Below are 17,884 nucleotides of genomic sequence, written 5' to 3'. Positions count from 1 at the left end.
ATGACCGAAGAGATCCTGTCTCCGTCCCGGCCCTGTATCCGTCGTCGTCATCCCTCCGAAGGGCGGGCCCCGCGGCGTCCGCGACCGGCCAGAACCACGGCGAACGGCACACCCATGCGCTCATGGCACGGTTCGCCTCCTCGCCGACCGGCCCGTCATCTGCCCGGGGACAGGAGGCTTTCCAGCGTCCGCGGAAGTGGATACACCCGCTCGGCGGGGAACAGCCGCTGAGCCTTGGCAGCATGCCCGGTTTGTGTCAATACGGTGGCCTTGCGGACCTGGGGGGTGAGGTCGGTGAGGCTGACGATCCAGTCGTCGGTGAACGTGCGGATCAGCTTGCGGCCGATGCCGACCTGGATGCTGTAGTGGTTCAGTGCCGTTCCGCGCGACGAACGTTCCGGGTCCCACTGGACATGGACGGCTGCCTGGGCCACAGCCGCCGGATCCGCTGTCGTGAGCACGGCCTGGGACAGAGCCTCCTCCCAGCCCCGCCGGGTCATCCGCACTGCGAGAACGCGCTCCTGACCGGCTTTGCGGGCCCAGTTGCTGCGATGCATGAGCCACAGGAACGAGGGCTTGATCCAGGTCATCCTGTGGAAGGAGAACGGCGCGACGAAACGGCCCGCTCGCAGCGCCGCGTCGGCTATGGCAGGTGCATACGCCTGGTAGACCACGATCGTGTCAGCGTCGTAGTCTGCGCGAATCTGGTACTGAGGTGCCATGCGCTGCACCCTGCCATCCGGTGCACTCACATCGCGAAGCCTTTTGCGTCCGTCAAGGCGACTTGCTGACGGCTGTTTCGGGCTCCGGCAGCGTGGCGTCATGTCGATGTCGATGTGATCAAATGCTTGGCGTCCGCACGGACCCGAAGCAGCAGCCGCCCGAGAACGCCGCTCGTCAGCAGGAAGGGCCGGGACCAAGCGATGCGATCCAGGACGCGAAGCCCGCGGCCACGACGTCGAAGCCCGCAGGATCCAGATCGCCCAGACCGGAGGAGAACACGGCGGAGTCCGGGTCGTCGGCACGCAGAAGGAACCCGCAGCCGCCGCTGTCATCGCCGACGAGGAGGAATCCTGGTGCATACTGCGCGACTTCGTAGGTGGCGTTGCGTTCACCGATGTCTCCCGCCGAGTACACCACGACACCGGACTCTGTGTGCAGGCCGTCCCGCACCCTCCACAGTGCCACCAGTGGAGCCGGAAGGCTCATCGCCGTCTCGGCCCGCGCCCGCATCACGTCGTCCGGCGTAGCCGCCGCCGGCCTCGGAACCGACCCCGCCACCCTGCACCCCTCCCGCCAGAGTCCGGGCCCCAACATGATCACCGACGTGCCCGCCCGCAGACGCGGCATCGGCTGCATGATCCGGGAGAAGGCCGTCCAAGTCCCCGTCCCCCAAGAAGCGCGGTTCGCCAGAGCACGTGGCATGCGCGACGCGTTACGCAGGTCGATGCTGAGAGGGCAGGGGTTGTGCTCGTCCAGTCCGGCCAGTCGATTTCCTCGTCCGCGCCGAGATCCGCAGGCAGGATCTCGGTCAGCGCTGCGATACCTGTCGGGTCTTCCACGGCGATCCCTTCGACGACGTGGCCGGGGAGTCTACGAGGCCGCACCGACACAACCGGGTCAGTCCCACCAGGAGCTAGAGGCCCGGCCATGCCCCGCGGTCCAACAGGTCGAGGACGAGTGCCGCGATGTTCCACGCGTCGTCCTCGCCGCGGTGATGGCGTCCCTCCAGCGGCAGTCCGGCGATCTGCAGAGCGTGATCCATGCCGGGTTTCTTGCGTAGTCCGTACGCCGCCGCGAACACGGCCTTGGCGTTGGTATGGGTGCGTTCCGTTGGATAGCCGAACGGGTAGGCCACTCCGTCGGCCTGACTCTGTCGAGCGAACTGCCGGCGGTCGTACTCGCCCCAGCTCGCCCAGGGACGCTCCCCGGCGTCGTACTCCTCGGCGAGGATCCGGCACGCCTCGGCGAAGGTGACACCCTGTTCCACCTCGGCCTGCGTCAGGCCGGTCAGTTCCGTGCAGAAGTCACTCACCGCCGATCGGACGGGGCGGACCAGGATGCGGTGCCGGGACACCCGGCTCCGCGCCGACACGTCCACGACGGTGAGGCCGATCTCGATGATCTCGTTGACGGAGCCGGGCGGCGGCTGCCCGTCCCAGCAGGTGGCTTCCACATCGATGACGTTCAACAGGGCGGATTCGTGACGCATGGGCCGAGGGTAGGGATGCACCCCCGGCTCCGGCATCTCAATTTCACACGTTCGTTCTTCGGGCGGGGTGGTCAGTCGGGTGGGGTGTGTTCGAGGGTGTAGGTGGTCGCGTCCGGTTCGGCGAAGGCGAGGAGCGCGAGCCCTTCCTCCTCCAGGACGTCCAGAGGCGTCGGCGCGGCGAAGGGGCTGATGATGAGCTTGGCCTTCTTGCCGGACCGCTTGATCTGCCAGGTCCCCGCCGCGAACCCGTCCACCAGGTACGTGGCCTTGATCCGCAGGTTCTTGGTCGCGACCAGCGGCCTGAACTCGTCCGCCAGCACCCGCGTACGGTCGGCGTGCCCCAGGACGAGGTTGTCGAAGTCGGGCAGGAAGCGCACCGGCGCGGGCACGTCGCCGCCCGGCCGCGGCGCGCCGGGCAGGTCGAACAGTTCGCGTCCCGTCTCGTCGGCGAGCCTGTCCAGCTCCATCCCCTTCATGACGGCCCGCATCCCGCCCAGTCCCGACCAGGTCTGGACGTCGGCGGGGGTGGCCGGGCCGAACGCGGCGAGGTACCGCTCGACCAGGCGTTCCGCGCTGGGCGCCGGGTCCAGTTCGACGCCGGGCAGCCCGAAGGCGGACTCGCGCGGGAAGCTCCACCGGTCCTGCGTCGGCACCATGACCAGCGGCGTCATCATGCGCACGGCGTAGCCGAGCACCCGTTCGTCCGCGCCGGGGAACTCCTTCAGCAGCAGGGGCCGCAGCTCGTTGAAGGTGAGCGGCCCGTCGGCGAGCAGCCGGTCGGCGACCGCGGCGACGGCCTCGAAGTCGACGCCCTCGAACCGGCGCGCCGCGGCGGCCAGCATGGGACGCAGCAGCGGGCGGAAGGACGCGTAGTCCTCCGCCGTCACCAGGTGCAGCGTGGCCCGCATCATCGTCGCCCGCACCAGGCCGCCCGCGTGCAGCGAGTCGTGCAGGTCGTCGCGCCGGAAGCCGGCCAGCCGCGTCCACACCCCCAGGTAGGGCGGCCGCGGCTCCTGCGCCTGCAGCCCGGCCAGCCGGTGCACGACGTCGGCCGGGCGGCCCTCGTGCCGGGCGAGGAGGTGCTGCCGGGCCAAGGTGGCGCGGTTGAGGTCTCTGAGGGTGAGCATCTACTTATCATGCCTTTCCCCCTGGAGTCCGTACGTTCCTCCTATCCTGCGCTTTCCGATGGTTTCGCCTACCTTGACGGCGCGGCCGGCACCCAGACGCCCCAGCCGGTGATCGACGCCATCTCCGCCGCCTACCGGGCGGGTCTCGGCAACGTGGGCGGGGCCTTCCCCGCCAGCCGCCGGGCGGACGAGATCGTCGCCGCCTGCCGTGCCGCCGTCGCGGACCTGGTCGGGGGCCGCCCCGACGGCGTGATCCTCGGCCCGAACATGACGACGCTGACGTACCGGCTGGCCAGGGCGCTGACCGGGCCCGGCGACGAGGTGGTGGTCTCGCGGCTGGACCACGACGCGAACGTGCGTCCGTGGACCCAGACGGGCGCCGCCGTCCGCTGGGCCGAGGTGGACGCGGTGACCGGCGAGCTCCCGGTCGACCAGTACGCCGACCTGATCGGCGAGCGGACCAAGGTCGTCGCGGTGACGGCGGCAAGCAACATCCTCGGCACCCGTCCCGACGTGGCCGCCATCGCCGAGCTGGCCCACCGCGCGGGCGCCCTGCTGTACGTGGACGGCGTGCACGCCACCCCGCACGGCCCGGTGGACATGCGGGCGCTGGGCGCCGACTTCTACGCCACCAGCGCCTACAAGTGGTCGGGGCCGCACGTGGGGGCCGTCGTCGCCGACCCGGCGCTGCTGGAGACGGTCCGCCCGGCCAAGTTGCGGCCCTCCCCCGACACCGTGCCGGAGAGGTTCGAGACGGGCACGTCCGCGTTCGCCGACCTGGCCGGGGTCACCGCGGCCGTCGACCATCTGGCCGCCATGGTCCCCGGCGCCGGCACCCGCCGCGAACGCCTGCTCGCCTCGATGGCCGCCGCCGAGGAGCACGAGCTGGAGCTGTTCGCCGCCCTGATCTCCGGCCTGGAGACGATGCCGCACGTCACCCTGCTCGGCAAGCCCGCCAGGCGCACCGCGACCGCCTACTTCACCGTCGCCGGGCACACCCCGCGCCAGGTCGCCGAGCATCTGGCCGGGCTGAGGGTGAACGTCTGGAACGGCCACAACTACGCCTGGGAACTGACCGGCGCGCTCGGCGTGCGCGACTCGGGCGGCGCCGTCCGCGCGGGCCTGGTCCACTACAACGACCGCTCGGACGTCGACCGCCTCCTGGAGGGGGTGGCCGCCCTCTCCTGACGGGCCCTCGGCCCGTACGGGCGGGGCGTGAGATCCTGAGGGGATGCTGCCCCCGATCGACGTGCTGCGCGAGCAGGTCACCGCGCATCTCGCCGCCTTCGACCGCCGGGAGGTGCCGCCCGTCCCAGGGGTGCGCCGGGCGGCCGTGACGGTGTGCGTGCTGGAGGACGCCGAGCGCGTCCCGTACACGGTGCTGATTCGCAGGGCGGCGCGGGGGCGCAACGCGGGGCAGTGGGCGCTGCCGGGCGGGCGGCTCGACGACGGCGAGCTGCCGGTGGAGGCGGCGCTGCGCGAGCTGGCCGAGGAGGTCGGGGTGACCGGCGTGGCGGTGGCCGGGCTGCTCGACGACTTCGTCGCCGACTCCGGGTTCACGATCACTCCGGTGGTGGCGTTCGGGGGCCGTCAGGAGCCGGTGGGCGACGCCCATGAGGTGGCCTCGGTGCACGCGGTGCCGCTGGAGCGCTTCCTCGCGCCCGGCGTGCCGCGCTGGCAGGGCGAGCTGCTGCAGATGCCGCTCGGGCCGGACATCGTGATCCACGCGCCGACCGGGGCGATCCTGTGGCAGTTCGCCGAGGTGGCGCTGCGCGGGCGCGAACAGCGGGTGTTCGACGTCGCCCAGCCCCACTGGATGAGAACCTGACCCCCATGCCCCTGGAGACGGCCGGTCAGAAGGGGCCGGTGAGTTCGCCGAGCTTGCCGGTCAGCTCCAGGTTGGCCGCGTAGTCGACGGGCACCGCGATCACCGACACCGTCTCGTCGGCCAGCGCCTTGCGCAGCGTGGGCAGCAGCTCTCCGGCGCTGGTGATCCGGTAGCCGCGGGCGCCGAAGCTCTCGGCGTAGGCGACGAAGTCGGGGTTGCCGAAGCGGATGCCCGAATAACGGCCGAGCTCCAGGTCCATCTTCCACTCGATCAGCCCGTACGCGTCGTCGACCCACACCAGGACCGTGATCGGGACGCGCTCGCGGACGGCCGTCTCCAGCTCCTGGGAGTTCATCAGGAACGCCCCGTCGCCGGTGGCGGCCAGCACCTTGCGCTCGGGGAAGGCCAGCTTGGCGGCCAGCGCCCCGGGCACCGAGAACCCCATCGAGGACAGCCCGTTGGAGACCAGCATCGTGTCGGGCTCGTACGTCGGGTACATGCGGGCCATCCACATCTTCACCGCGCCGGTGTCGGCCAGCACGATGTCCTCGCGGCCCATGGCCTCCCGGATGTCGGCGACCACGCGCCGTGGCGACAGCGGAAAGCCGTCCTCCGAGCGCCCCTGCTCCAGCTCCTCGCGCATCAGGCGGCGGATCTTCTCACCGGTGCCGTTGAGCTCGAAGCGGCGCGGGACGGCGTCGGCGAGCGCGTCCAGCGACCGGGAGATGTCGCCGTGCACGCCGCCGACGGACACCGGGTAGTGGTCGTCGACCTCGGCGGGGAACCGGTGAAGGTGGATGATCTCCTTGTCGCGGTTGGGGTTGATCTTGACGGGGTCGAACTCCTGCAGCTCGTAGCCGACGCTGATCAGCACGTCGGCCTCGTCGAAGCCGAAGTTGACGTAGTCGTGCCGCATGAAGCCGACCGCGCCCAGCGCGTGGGGGTGGTCGTCGGGGAAGACGCCCTTGCCGTTGAACGTGGTGGCCACCGGCAGCCCGAGCCGTCCGGAGAAGCGCACCAGCACGTCGGCCGCGCGGGCGATCTGCGCGGCGGAGGGGTCTTGGGGGCGTACGACGTTGACCGGCAGCGGCCCGAGGTCGGCCGGCACGGGGGCCGACTCGACGTCTTCGGGGATGGCCAGGTAGACGGCGCCGGGCCGCTCGGTCTGGGCGGTCTTGAACGCCTTGCGGATCATCTCGGGCAGGGCCAGGGCCGTGGGGGCGAGGTCGGCCCACTTGGTGATCGGCCGGAACAGCGACACCAGGTCGACCACCTGGTGCGACTCCTTGTAGATGCGGTCGAGGCCGACCTGGGCGGTGATCGCCACGACGGGGGTGCTGTTGGTGGTGGCGTCGGCCACGCCGAGCTGCAGGTTGATCGCGCCGGGGCCGAGTGTGGCCGAGGCCACCCCCGCCTTGCCGGTGAGCCTGCCGTAGATCTCGGCCATGAACGCCGCGCCCTGCTCGTGCCGGACGAGGATGTAACGGATGGAGGAGTCGTTGAGCGCGTCGACGAAGTGGATGTTCTCCTCGCCGGGGATGCCGAAGACGTACTCGACGCCTTCCGCCTCCAGGGCTCGCACGATCAGATGGGCCGCGTCCGCCTGCGGGGACATGGTCAACGCCTTCTTCCATGAGCGACTGCGTCCCTGACAGCATCCGGGAGGCGCGCTTCATTCCGGGACGCGTCCCTGTGCCCGCGCGACGGCGGATCTCACGCGGGCACAGCGGATCAGGAGCCCAGCGCGCGCGTGGCCAGCGCGCCGAGGACCATGCCGACGACCATGCAGGCCGCGGCGGCGATGGCGGCCCACTTGCCCAGGGACTCGCCGCGGGTGTGGCCGACGATGCCGAGCACGATGCCGGCCAGGCCGAACAGGATCGGTATGAACAGGATGGCCACCGCGGCGCTGACGAACCCGATGATCGACAGGACCTGGGCGCCCTGCCGCTGCGGCCGGGTGTAGGGCGGCGGCTGCGGCCGGCGCCCTTCACGCGTGTGCTCGTCGTCGCCCTGGGGCGGGTCTTGCGAAGCGGTCATTCTCCGGCTCCCTCGTGAAGTGAGTCACATCACACACCAGAGCCGGAGACCTGTCGAGCCGCCGAGTCCAGACATCTGCCCATTTCAGAAGGGTTATGACGGGCGGGAAAACTGAGGGGGAAGGGGTTCGGCGTGGACGACGTCGAGCCGGGAGACCGCGCGGGTGAGGGCGACGTACAGGCGGTTGAGCCCGCGCGGCTCGGCCGCGACGACGGCGGCCGGCTCGGCGAGCACCACGTGGTCGTACTCCAGGCCCTTGGCCATCGAGGCGGGCATGACGCTCAGCCGCTCGCCGAGGTCCAGCCCCTCGTTCCAGAGCGCGCAGGTGATCGCCTCGACGTGCGCGTCGGCCGCGATCACCCCGATCGACCCCTCGAACCCGCCCGCCTCCCGTACGGCCGCCACGACCCCCTTCTCCAGCTCGGCCGTCGCGATGACGCGCAGCCTGCCGTCGGAGCGGTGGGAGCGGGTGGGGGGCACGTCGGCGTCGAGCGCGGCCAGCAGCGTGTTGGCCAGCTCCACGACCACGCCGGGCACGCGGAAGCCGGTGGTCAGCTCGACGATCCGGCCGCCGGGGCTGCCGAGCAGCTCCAGGTGCTCCGGCCACGACCTGGCCGCCCACGGCGTGGTGCCCTGGGCCAGGTCGCCGAGCACGGTCAGCGAGCCGTGCTCGCTGCGCCTGGCCACGGCGCGGCACTGCATGGGCGACAGGTCCTGGGCCTCGTCCACGATGACGTGGCCGTAGCCGCGGGGACGTTCGAGCAGGCAGGCCAGCTCGTCCAGCAGCACCAGGTCGGCCTCGGTCCACTTGGCGCTCTTGGCCCCGCGCGGCGGGCCGGGCCAGGCGAGCGCGGCGCGTTCGGCGTCGGTCAGCAGGCCCTCGGGCGGGGCGCTGAGGACCTCGTGCAGCACGTCCTCGGGGCGGACGGCGGGCCAGGTCGCGTCGAGCGCCGGGGTGAGCGCCCGGCCGATCCGGCGTTCCCAGGCGGCGTTGCAGGTCTGGCCGCGGGCCTCGGCTTGCCGCCGCATCGCCGCCACCGTCCTGGCCCTGACGCGTTCGCGGCCGACCCCGTACGGGAGGGCGGCCCGCCTGGTGTCCTCCACGATGCGGCGCAGCTCGTCCTCGCCGACGCGCCAGCGGTAGGAGCCGTCGGCCGCCACGGCGGGCTCGGCGGGCCTGCGGATGCGGCCGTACAGCGCGCGGCGCAGCACCTCGGCCATCCGGACGTCGTGCTTGACCGCCGCGGCCGCCGCGGAGTCGACGGCCCGTACGGGATGGGCGCCGAGCAGCCCTTCCAGGGTGGTCTGCTCGACGTCCACCTCGCCGAGCGCGGGCAGCACGGCCGAGATGTAGCCGAGGAAGGTCCGGTTCGGGCCGAGCACCAGGACGCCGGAGCGTTCGAGGCGGCGGCGGTGGGCGTACAGCAGGTAGGCGGCCCGGTGCAGGCCGACGGCGGTCTTGCCGGTGCCGGGGGCGCCTTGGACGCAGATGGTGGTGTCGAGGTCGGCGCGGACGAGGTCGTCCTGCTCGGGCTGGATGGTGGCGACGATGTCGCGCATCGGGCCGACGCGGGGGCGTTCGATCTCGGCGGCCAGGAGCGCGCCGCCGCCCTCCTCCCCCGCGCCGAGACGCTCGTCCTCGAAGCCGGTCAGCGTGCTGCCCGACCAGCCGAAACGGCGGCGCACCTCGACGCCCTGGGGGTCGCGGGCGCCGGCCCGGTAGAAGGCGCGCGCCACGGGCGCGCGCCAGTCGATCACCACCGGCGGCCCGCCGTGCTCGCCGGCGATGTGCCGCCGGCCGATGTGGTACGCCCGCCCGCGATGCTCGGCCGAGTCCTGGCCGAAGTCGAGCCGGCCGAAGAACGGCGGCCCGTCGGGCTCCTCGCTCAGCTCCTTGGCCAGGCTCTTGAGATGGCGGCCGAGCCGCTCCGCGCTGTAGCGGTCGCCGGCGACGGTCTCGCCGACGATCACGTTCTCCCGCGCGCCCTCCAGCATCCTGCGCAGCCCCGCCCTGCACCGTTCGACGTGACGCCGTTCGTCGTCGAGCGTTCCCATGCCCACCCCCAAAGCGTTAACTCGGTTAAGACATTGACCAGGTTAACACTTTGATAGAGTGCGGTCATGACGGGACTGCGGGAGCTGCAGCGGCAGCGGGTGCACGAGGCCATCTCGACGGCGGCGATCGCGCTCTTCCTGGCACGCGGCTTCGACGAGGTGCCGGTGACCGAGATCGCGGCGGCGGCCGGGGTGTCCAAGCCGACACTGTTCAAGTACTTCCCGACCAAGGAGGACCTCGTCCTGCACCGGTTCGCCGACCACAAGGGCGAGGCCGCCCGCGTGGTGCGCGGCCGGGCGCCCGGCGAGCACCCGGTCGCGGCGCTGCGCCGCCACCACCTCGACGGCCTGGCCGCCCACGATCCGGTCACCGGGCTCAACGACCACCCCGAGGTGCTGGCCTTCCACCGCATGGTGTTCGACACGCCCAGCCTGGCCGTCCGCCTGTTCCACCACATGACCCAGGACGAGGCCGAGCTGGCCGAGGCTCTGGCCGAGAGCATGGACGAGCTGACCGCCGCGCTGCTGGCGGCCCAGGCGCTGGCCGTGCAGCGGGTGCTGGCCCGCCGCACCTGGGCACAGCTCGCCGGGGGCCGGCCCCTGGCCGAGACGGAGGCCGACGCGGTGCGCGCCGCCGAACACGCCTACGCCCTGCTCATGGACGGCCCCGCCGGCCCCTGAGCTCCGGCGCGCAGGTCACGCGCGCCCCATCCGGCGGGCACGATTACCTCCTACGCCAGAGGCTGTGCTTAACTCGGAAATGCCGATGTGGCTGTGTCCCCCGGGCCGCAAATTACCGCCTTCACGGAATACCGTTCGGCTGGAACCGTGTTGTGCACCTCGCCGAGGAGGCGACCACCACATCGGCCTTAAAGCTTTCCGGGCGTCCCGCTGCCTTAGGGTGGCAAGGTTGACTGCCCATGATCCAGGAGAGCCCGTTGCTGTACGAAGTGGTCAAGTTCGCCGCCGCGCCGCTCGCCCACGCGATGTGCCGGCCGCACATCACCGGCGCCGCGAACGTACCGAGGGTCGGCCCGGCCATCCTGGCGGCCAACCACCTCTCCGTGCTCGACTCCTTCCTGCTGCCCGCGCTGCTCCCCCGGCACGTCACATTCACCGCCAAGAACGAGTACTTCGACGGCAACCCCGTCTCCGGCTTCTTCATGCGCCTGGGCGGCAGCCTGCCGATCGACCGCGAGAGCGCCCACGCCGCCCAGGCCATGCTCGACGCCGCCGCCGAGCTGCTGGAGCGCGGCGAGCTGTTCGGCATCCACCCCGAGGGCACCCGCTCCCCCGACGGCCGCCTCTACCGCGGCAAGGTCGGCGTGGCCTGGCTGGCGCTCAAGACGGGCGCGCCCGTGCTGCCGGTGGCCCTCAAGGGCACCGAGAAGGTGCTGCCGGTCGGGGCCAAGGTGCCCAGGCCCGCCAAGATCGGCATCTCCATCGGCCGGCCCATGCGCTTCGAGGGCGACCACACCAAGGCGCGCGACCGGCGCCGGGTCACCGACGAGGTCATGGAGGCCGTCCAGAAACTGTCCGGGCAGGAGTACGTGCCCGCGTACGCCTCCAGCTTCAAGACCGCCAATGGAACGACGTGACCGGTCACCGCTAGGCTCTGACACCTGACGTCGAGGACCGGGGGGCTGACCAGTGGCGCGGGGCCGTACCATCGCGATCGTGTCGGTGTCCGCCGTGCTCGTGGCGGGGGCCGCGGGCGGGGGCGCCTACTACCTGCTGCGCACCAAGGGCACACCGGGCGAGACGGCGCAGCGCTTCGCCGCCGCCTGGCAGGCCGGCGACAAGGCCGCCATGACCGCCGAGCTGGCCACCCAGCAGCAGCTCACCGCCTACGACCAGCAGCGCGCCGCGCTCGGCGTCGAGTCGGCCACGGTCAAGCTGGGGCGGGTGGTCGAGGGCGACGGCCGGGCCAAGGTCCCCTACACCGCGACCCTGGCGCTGAAGAACATCGGCTCCTGGTCCTACGACGGGCAACTCGACCTCGTGGTGGCCGACCGCATGTGGAAGGTCGACTGGCGGCCGGCCACGCTGCACCCGCAGATGACCCCGGGGGCGGCGTTCGCCGTCAAGACGAGCTGGCCGCAGCGCGCGAAGATCACCGACGCCGACGGCGGCCGCATCGACACCGGCACGTCCGGCGGCTCGGTGCAGCAGCTCGTCGGCTACCTCGACAAGGCCACCAAGAAGGACGTCGCCAAGCTCGGCGCCTCCTACAAGCCGGGACAGGCGATCGGGCGCGGCGGCCTGCAGGAGACGTTCCAGAAGCGGCTGGCCGGCACCCCCACCACCCAGATCCAGCTCGGCGGCAAGACCCTCGGCACCATCGAGGGAACCGACGGCAAGCCCGTCGAGACCTCGCTCGACCCGCGGGCGCAGGCGGCGGCCGTCACCGCGGTCAAGGACGTCCCCAAGCCCACCTCCATGGTCGCCATCCGGCCCTCCACGGGCGAGATCCTGGCCGTGGTCAACAACCAGGGCGGCTTCAACCGGGCCCTCGACGGGCGCTACCCGCCCGGCTCCACGTTCAAGGCGGTCACCGCGATCGGCCTGCTGGCGGCCGGCCTGTCGCCCAGCGACAAGGTCACCTGCCCGATGTACGCCACCGTCGGCGGGCTGAAGATCCGCAACTCGGAGAAGGAGGAGTTCGGCTCGCTGTCGTTCCTCGACTCCTTCGCCCACTCGTGCAACACCACCTTCGCGCCGCTGGCCGAACAGCGGCTCGGCGCCGACAAGCTGCTCAAGACGGCGGAAGGCGTCGGCTTCAACCAGCCGCTCAACATCGGCGTGCCGGCCACGAAGGCCAGCTTCCCGCGGGCCCAGTCCGACGCCGAGCTGGCCGCCGAGTCGTTCGGCCAGGCCAGGATCACCGCGAGCCCGCTGTCGATGGCCTCGGTCGCCGCCGCCATCGCCGACGGCACGTGGCGGCCGCCCACGCTGGTGCCCTCGCTCAAGCAGAAGGCCGGCGAGCAGGCGCTGCCCAAGGGGGTCAAGGAGCAGCTGCACAGCATGATGGCGGCCGTGGTCTCCAAGGGCACCGCCAGGGGCAGCGGCCTGCCCGCCGGCACCCACGGCAAGACCGGCACGGCCGAGTTCGGCACCGGCGACAAGCTCGACACCCACGCCTGGTTCATGGGGTTCAAGGGCGACGTGGCCTTCGCGGTGGTCGTGGAGGGGGGCGGCACGGGCGGCAAGGTCGCGGCCCCGGTGGCGGCGACCTTCCTCAAGGGTCTCTGACCTCTCCTCAAGGACAGCTCGAAGCTTCTCTCTCACACCAGTCGCATGCATTGCATGCAATGTATGCAAAGCATTAGAGTCGGGTCCGTGCAGAGCGATGTGGCCTGGAGCCGGTTGCGGGAGCTGATCCTCGACGGGACCTACCCGCCGGGGGCGCGGCTGACCGAGACGGAGGTCGCGGCGAGTCTGGAGATGAGCCGCACCCCCGTGCGCGAGGCGCTGCGGGCGCTGACCGCCGACGGACTGGTGCGCCCGGCCGGGCGCGGGGTGGTCGTCGTGGCCCTGGAGCCGTCCGCACTGGAGGACGCCTACCAGGTGCGGGCGGCGCTGGAGGCGCTCACGGCCGAGCTGGCGGCCACCCGCCAGGGCGAGGGCCGCATCGCCCCCGCCGACCTGGCCTCGCTGCGGCAGGTCGCCGACGCCACGGCGGCCGCCACGGCGCAGGGCCGGCTCGGCGAGGCCGTCGGGCTCAACCGCCGATTCCACCGGCGGATCGCCGAGCTGGCGGCCAACGCCATCGCGCTGCACACCCTGGAGCGCGTGTGGGACCAGATCCAGGTGTCCACGTTGCGCTCGCTGGCGCCGCCGTCCCGTCCGGCGCACGTCTCCGGCCAGCACGAACAGCTTCTCGCCGCGATCACCGAGGCCCGGCCGCAGGACGCCGCGGCCATCGCCCGCGCGCACGTCCTCGACACCCGCGCCGTCACTCACAGCAAGGACGAACCCGCATGACCCGCCACCACACGTACACCACCACCGTGACCTGGACCGGCAACCGGGGCACCGGCACCAGCGGCTACCGCGACTACGACCGCGACCACGACCTGTCCGCCGAGGGCCGGCAGGTCATCGCGGGCAGCTCCGACCCCGCCTTCCGCGGCGACCCCGCCCGGTGGAACCCCGAGCAGCTGCTGGTCGGCTCGCTCTCCCAGTGCCACATGTTGTGGTATCTGCACCTGTGCGCCGAGGCGGGCGTCGTGGTCACCGCGTACGCCGACCACGCGGCGGGCACCATGGCCGAGAGCGGCGCCGGCGGCCACTTCACCGAGGTCGTGCTCCGCCCCGAGGTGACCGTGGCCGCGCCGGAGATGGCCGAGACCGCCGCCCGCCTGCACGAGGACGCCCACAAGGCGTGCTTCATCGCCGCCTCGGTCAACTTCCCGGTACGCCACGAACCGACCGTTCGCACGGCCTGAGGCAGGCCGACCGTTCGGGGGAGGTCAGCGCGAGGCGGCCAGGGCCACGGCGGTGGCGGCCTCGTGCTGGAGCACCATGATCAGCAGGGTGGCCACCAGCGTCGCGATGAGCACCCAGCTGATCACGATGATGACCGTCGACCGGCGTGGCCGCCTGTGGCCCGGCTGCCCCTTCGCCCGCGCCTCGCTGCGACGAGCCCGCTCGTTGAACGACTCGAGCCGGGCGACGAGCCGCGGATCGTCGTCGACGAGGTGCTGCTCGATCTGGGCCAGCATTCGCTCCTCGTCCTGCGACCAGGCCATAGACGTACCTCCGGAACGCAAGCACTGTGGCGTGTTCCTCCCCAACCATGAAGATCATTAGCCTTGACGTGACCCCCTAATTACCGCCTCTTTTCGGTTTGCGATCACGCTCGAACTTTTGTTCTAATCATGGGATGCGCTGGGACAACCTGCGCCTGGCCGGGCCCGGTCAGGCCGATCCAGCCGTGCCGTTGTTCGCCCGCGGCGCGGTCACCCGTACGTTCGACACGCCCGAGTTCAGGGGGATGACCTTCTACGAGGTCCAGGCCCGGTCCATCATCAACCGGGTGCCGGGGGCCAGCCGGGTGCCGTTCGAGTACACGATCAACCCCTACCGCGGGTGCGGGCATCGCTGCGTCTACTGCTTCGCCCGCAAGACGCACGAATACCTCGACCTCGACGCCGGGGCCGACTTCGACTCGAAGATCGTCGTCAAGGTCAACGCGGCCGAGCTGGCCCGCAAGGAGCTGGCCGCGGCCCGCTGGGGCGGCCACCACGTGGCCATGGGCACCAACGTCGACTGCTACCAGCGCGCCGAGGGCCGCTACCGGCTCATGCGGGGCATCCTGGCCGCGCTGCGCGACGCCGCGAACCCGTTCTCGGTGCTCACCAAGGGCACGCTGATCCTGCGCGACCTCGATCTGCTCACCGAGGCGGCCGAGGTCACCGACGTCAGCACGAGCGTGTCGGTCGGCTTCGTGGACGAGGCGGTGTGGCGCGGGGTCGAGCCCGGCACGCCCAACCCGCGCCGGCGGCTGGAGGCGTGCGCCACGCTCAACGACAACGGCGTGGCGTGCGGGGTGCTGATGGCGCCGATCCTGCCGTACCTGACCGACTCCCCCGCCCAGCTCGAACGCACGGTCAAGGAGATCGCCGAGGCCGGCGCCACCCACCTCGCCCCGATCGTCCTGCACCTGCGGCCGGGGGCGCGCGAGTGGTGGCTGAGCTGGCTCGGGCGCGAGCACCCGCGCCTGGTGCCGCGCTATCTGGAGCTGTACGGCCGCGGCGCCTACGCCCCCGCCTCCTACCAGGACCGCGTCGTCGCCCAGGTCAAGGAGCTGGCCCGCCGCCACGGGGTCGGCAGAGCCACGCCTGCCATGGCCCGCCGCGTGCCGCCCCGCCGAACGCCCGGCACCGTCGCAGAGCCGGAGCAGCTTCGCCTGTTGTGACCCGGTTAAATCGGTGGTCCGCCGGCCCGCCCCGGTGACAGGATGACCGGGCACCCAGCCGAACGACGTTCAGGAGCATGAGATGCGGCGCCGCCCAGAGATCTTCCAGCGCCCCATTGGCACGAGAGTTCTCGAGGGCTCCACCACTCATGCACATCCTGAACATCGGCATCCTCGCGCACGTAGACGCGGGCAAGACCAGCCTCACTGAGCGGCTGCTGTTCGAGACCGGGGTCATCGCGCGCCTCGGCAGCGTCGACGACGGCAGCACGCAGACCGACAGCGGCGAGATCGAACGCCGCCGCGGCATCACCATCCGCTCGGCGGTGGCCTCGTTCACCATGGGCGACCTGCGGGTCAACCTGGTGGACACGCCGGGCCACGCCGACTTCGTGGCCGAGGTCGAACGCGCGCTCGGCGTGCTCGACGGCGCCGTCCTGGTGGTGTCGGCCGTGGAGGGCGTGCAGCCGCACACGCGGGTCCTGATGAAGACGCTGCGGCGGTTGCGGCTGCCCACGCTGATCTTCGTGAACAAGATCGACCGGATGGGGGCCCGGGAGGCGGGGGTGCTCGCCGAGATCCGGCGGTGGTTGTCGCCGCGGGTGGTCCCGCTCAACACGGTGAGCGGCATCGGCGGCCCGTCCGCCACCACCCACCCCTTCACCTTCGCCCCGCCTCCCTTCGGCACCGCCCCGAGCCCCCCGCCCCCTCACCCCCTCGCCTCCACTCCCCCGCCTCCGGGCTCCACTCCCTTGCCTCCGGGCGTTACTCCCCGCGAGCCGGCTCACTCCAGTCCCGTCACCTCCGTTCCCTCGTCCTCCGGGGCCGCTCCCCGCGACGCGGCCTCCGCCACCGGACCTTCCTCGACTTCCGGGGCGGCTTCCGGCGACCCGGCCGTCGCCACCCGCTCCCCCGTCTTTGCTCCCCCCTCCTCCGGGGGTGCTTCCCGCCCAGGGGTGGCGGGCGGCGGCTCGGAGGAGGTGGTGCGGGCCGCTGGGCCCGTCGAGGCCGAGCCCGCCAGGACGGAGGCCGACCTGGCGGCCGACACCGGGCCCGGGGCAGAGGGCGGCGCAGGGGGCGGCGTGGAGGGCGGCGTGGAGGCTGCGGGGATGGTGGCGGCTGAGGTGTTGGCTGAGGGGGATGACGGGCTGTTGGAGTTGCTCGTCGATGACGTGGTTCCGGGTGCGCGGCGGGTGCGGGAGGCGCTTGCGGCGCAATGCGCGGCGGGCGATGCGCATCCGGTGTTGTTCGGGTCGGCGATCACCGGCCAGGGCGTGGCCGAGCTGCTCGGGGCGGTCCGGCTGCTGCCCGCGGTTCCCCAGCCGCCGCTCGGCGCGGATGGAAGCGCCGACCGCACGGCGGCGACGGCGACGGCGACGGCGGCGACGGCGACGGCGACGGCGGCGACGGCGACGGCGACGGCGACGGCGACGGCGGCAGCTGTGGCTGTGGTGTTTGCGGTGGGGCGGGGGCGGGGTGGGGAGAAGATCGCATATCTGCGGATGTGGGGCGGGGAGCTGCGGGCGCGGGAGCGGGTGACGTTTCTGCGGCGGGAGCCGGGTGGGGGCGTCCACGCGTACGAGGGGCGGCCGAGCGGGGTGGCCGTCGTCGGGTCCGGGGCGCGGGTGGCGGTGGCGGGCGACATCGCCACGGTCCGGGGCGTGCCCGAGATCCGGGTCGGCGACCGGCTGGGCGAGCCCGGCCCGGCGGGGCAGGCCCACTTCACGCCGCCCAGCCTGGAGACCGTCGTACGCCCCCGGGTCCCCGGCCAGGAGCCGCGCCTGCACGCCGCGCTGGTCGCGCTGGCCGAGCAGGACCCCCTGATCGGCACCCGTACGCTGCCCGGCGGCCGGACGTCGGTCCTGCTGTACGGCGAGGTCCAGAAGGAGGTCATCGGCGAGACCCTGGCCAGGGACTTCGGCGTGGAGGCGGAGTTCGAGCCGAGCCGTCCGGTGCACTTCGAGCGTCCGGCGGGCACCGGCGCGGCCAGCGAGGAGATGCGTCAGGCCGGGGACGCGTTCATGGCGACCGTGGGCCTGCGGGTCGAGCCGGCCGCGCCGGGCTCGGGCGTGCTCTACCGGCTGGAGGTCGATCTGGGCTCGCTGCCCCTGGCCTTCCACCGGGCGATCGAGGAGAGCGTCCGGCACGGCCTCGGGACGGGCCCGCGGGGGTGGCCGGTCACCGACGTGCTGGTCACGCTGACGGCGACGGGTTACGCCTCCCCGGTCACGACCGCCGGCGACTTCCGCGGGCAGGCCCGGGTCGTGCTGGCCGAGGCGCTGCGCAGGGCCGGGACCAGGGTGTACGAGCCGTGTCACCGCTTCGAGGCGGAGGTGCCCGCCGACGCCTTCGCCGCCGTGTCGTCCCGCCTGGCCGGGCTGGGCGCGATCCTGGACGGCACGAGCAGACGGGACGGGACGTGGGTGCTCGAAGGGGAGATCCCGGCGGCGGCCGTGCACGAGGCCGAGCGGCGGCTGCCGGGCCTGTCGCGCGGCGAAGGGGTTTGGTGGTCGCGCCCGTCCGGAGATCGCCCGATTCGTACGTGATAGGCGGTATGTCGGATATCAGGGATAGATGGGTATTAATCCGCCATAGTGTGCCAATCGGGCGCAACCGTTACAGGGGGAAAACGATGGCTGACACGAAGAAGAAACCGGCCACCAAGTCGGGCAAGGCCAAGAAGCAGGCGATCAAGACGAGCC

Annotated in this window: 17 protein-coding genes; 9 read left to right on the top strand and 8 right to left on the bottom strand. The window is 72.1% G+C overall.

The window, feature by feature from the left end:
• Positions 1 to 155: 155 nt before the first annotated feature.
• The 4 genes from AB0C33_RS43615 to AB0C33_RS43600 form a co-directional block, all read right to left on the bottom strand.
• The gene (locus AB0C33_RS43615; RefSeq protein ID WP_358299183.1) at positions 156 to 722 is read right to left on the bottom strand and encodes a DUF4291 domain-containing protein; all 567 of its coding nucleotides are present in this window, start codon (positions 720 to 722) and stop codon (positions 156 to 158) included.
• A 175-nt stretch (positions 723 to 897) separates the two neighbouring features.
• Positions 898 to 1,350, bottom strand: coding sequence for a hypothetical protein (locus AB0C33_RS43610; RefSeq protein ID WP_358299180.1), 453 nt, complete (start codon positions 1,348 to 1,350; stop codon positions 898 to 900).
• A 286-nt stretch (positions 1,351 to 1,636) separates the two neighbouring features.
• Positions 1,637 to 2,212: a 3'-5' exonuclease gene (locus AB0C33_RS43605; protein WP_358299177.1), complete on the bottom strand. Its 576-nt coding sequence runs from the start codon at positions 2,210 to 2,212 to the stop codon at positions 1,637 to 1,639.
• Between the two features lie 71 nt (positions 2,213 to 2,283).
• A complete protein-coding gene (locus AB0C33_RS43600; protein ID WP_358299174.1) occupies positions 2,284 to 3,339 on the bottom strand; it encodes a winged helix DNA-binding domain-containing protein in 1,056 nt (351 codons plus the stop codon).
• A gap of 9 nt (positions 3,340 to 3,348) precedes the next feature.
• Between AB0C33_RS43600 and AB0C33_RS43595 the strand changes: the two genes are divergently transcribed.
• Together AB0C33_RS43595 and AB0C33_RS43590 are read left to right on the top strand one after the other, a co-directional pair.
• Complete coding sequence (locus tag AB0C33_RS43595; RefSeq protein ID WP_358299171.1) at positions 3,349 to 4,527, top strand: cysteine desulfurase-like protein; 1,179 nt, start codon at positions 3,349 to 3,351, stop codon at positions 4,525 to 4,527.
• A gap of 43 nt (positions 4,528 to 4,570) precedes the next feature.
• Positions 4,571 to 5,167, top strand: coding sequence for a CoA pyrophosphatase (locus tag AB0C33_RS43590; RefSeq protein WP_358299167.1), 597 nt, complete (start codon positions 4,571 to 4,573; stop codon positions 5,165 to 5,167).
• Positions 5,168 to 5,192: 25 nt separating this feature from the next.
• Here AB0C33_RS43590 and AB0C33_RS43585 read toward each other — a convergent pair whose 3' ends face one another.
• From AB0C33_RS43585 to AB0C33_RS43575, 3 genes are all read right to left on the bottom strand, one after another.
• Positions 5,193 to 6,782, bottom strand: a complete 1,590-nt coding sequence (locus AB0C33_RS43585; RefSeq protein ID WP_358299164.1) for a thiamine pyrophosphate-dependent enzyme — start codon at positions 6,780 to 6,782, stop codon at positions 5,193 to 5,195.
• A gap of 116 nt (positions 6,783 to 6,898) precedes the next feature.
• Positions 6,899 to 7,207, bottom strand: a complete 309-nt coding sequence (locus AB0C33_RS43580) for a hypothetical protein (RefSeq protein WP_358299161.1) — start codon at positions 7,205 to 7,207, stop codon at positions 6,899 to 6,901.
• A 93-nt stretch (positions 7,208 to 7,300) separates the two neighbouring features.
• Positions 7,301 to 9,262: an ATP-binding domain-containing protein gene (locus tag AB0C33_RS43575; RefSeq protein WP_358299158.1), complete on the bottom strand. Its 1,962-nt coding sequence runs from the start codon at positions 9,260 to 9,262 to the stop codon at positions 7,301 to 7,303.
• Between the two features lie 66 nt (positions 9,263 to 9,328).
• Here AB0C33_RS43575 and AB0C33_RS43570 point away from each other — a divergent pair, with 66 nt between their 5' ends.
• From AB0C33_RS43570 to AB0C33_RS43550, 5 genes are all read left to right on the top strand, one after another.
• Positions 9,329 to 9,943: a TetR family transcriptional regulator gene (locus AB0C33_RS43570; protein ID WP_358299156.1), complete on the top strand. Its 615-nt coding sequence runs from the start codon at positions 9,329 to 9,331 to the stop codon at positions 9,941 to 9,943.
• A gap of 239 nt (positions 9,944 to 10,182) precedes the next feature.
• On the top strand, positions 10,183 to 10,860 hold the full coding sequence (locus AB0C33_RS43565; RefSeq protein ID WP_358299153.1) for a lysophospholipid acyltransferase family protein: 678 nt from the start codon (positions 10,183 to 10,185) through the stop codon (positions 10,858 to 10,860).
• A gap of 79 nt (positions 10,861 to 10,939) precedes the next feature.
• Positions 10,940 to 12,514, top strand: a complete 1,575-nt coding sequence (locus AB0C33_RS43560) for a penicillin-binding transpeptidase domain-containing protein (protein ID WP_358299150.1) — start codon at positions 10,940 to 10,942, stop codon at positions 12,512 to 12,514.
• 87 nt (positions 12,515 to 12,601) lie between these two features.
• Entirely contained in the window at positions 12,602 to 13,246 is a 645-nt protein-coding gene (locus AB0C33_RS43555; protein WP_358299147.1) for a GntR family transcriptional regulator, read from the top strand.
• Positions 13,243 to 13,710 (top strand): OsmC family protein, encoded by a 468-nt coding sequence (locus AB0C33_RS43550; protein WP_358299144.1) that lies wholly within the window; start codon positions 13,243 to 13,245, stop codon positions 13,708 to 13,710. The genes AB0C33_RS43555 and AB0C33_RS43550 overlap by 4 nt, the downstream gene beginning before the upstream one ends.
• A gap of 24 nt (positions 13,711 to 13,734) precedes the next feature.
• Here the strand turns inward: AB0C33_RS43550 and AB0C33_RS43545 are convergent, their stop codons facing one another.
• Complete coding sequence (locus tag AB0C33_RS43545) at positions 13,735 to 14,013, bottom strand: DUF3040 domain-containing protein (protein WP_352328164.1); 279 nt, start codon at positions 14,011 to 14,013, stop codon at positions 13,735 to 13,737.
• A gap of 134 nt (positions 14,014 to 14,147) precedes the next feature.
• On the opposite strand from AB0C33_RS43545, the gene AB0C33_RS43540 reads away from it, so the two are divergent.
• Together AB0C33_RS43540 and AB0C33_RS43535 are read left to right on the top strand one after the other, a co-directional pair.
• Positions 14,148 to 15,182 carry an Rv2578c family radical SAM protein gene (locus AB0C33_RS43540; protein ID WP_358299141.1) on the top strand — a complete coding sequence of 345 codons (1,035 nt, stop codon included), beginning with the start codon at positions 14,148 to 14,150 and terminating at the stop codon, positions 15,180 to 15,182.
• A gap of 149 nt (positions 15,183 to 15,331) precedes the next feature.
• Positions 15,332 to 17,728 carry a translation factor GTPase family protein gene (locus tag AB0C33_RS43535; RefSeq protein WP_358299138.1) on the top strand — a complete coding sequence of 799 codons (2,397 nt, stop codon included), beginning with the start codon at positions 15,332 to 15,334 and terminating at the stop codon, positions 17,726 to 17,728.
• The last annotated feature ends 156 nt before the right edge of the window (positions 17,729 to 17,884 follow it).

The organism is Nonomuraea sp. NPDC048881 (genome assembly GCF_040649795.1).
GTDB lineage: Bacteria > Actinomycetota > Actinomycetes > Streptosporangiales > Streptosporangiaceae > Nonomuraea.
This window is presented reverse-complemented; position numbering and strand designations above follow the sequence as displayed.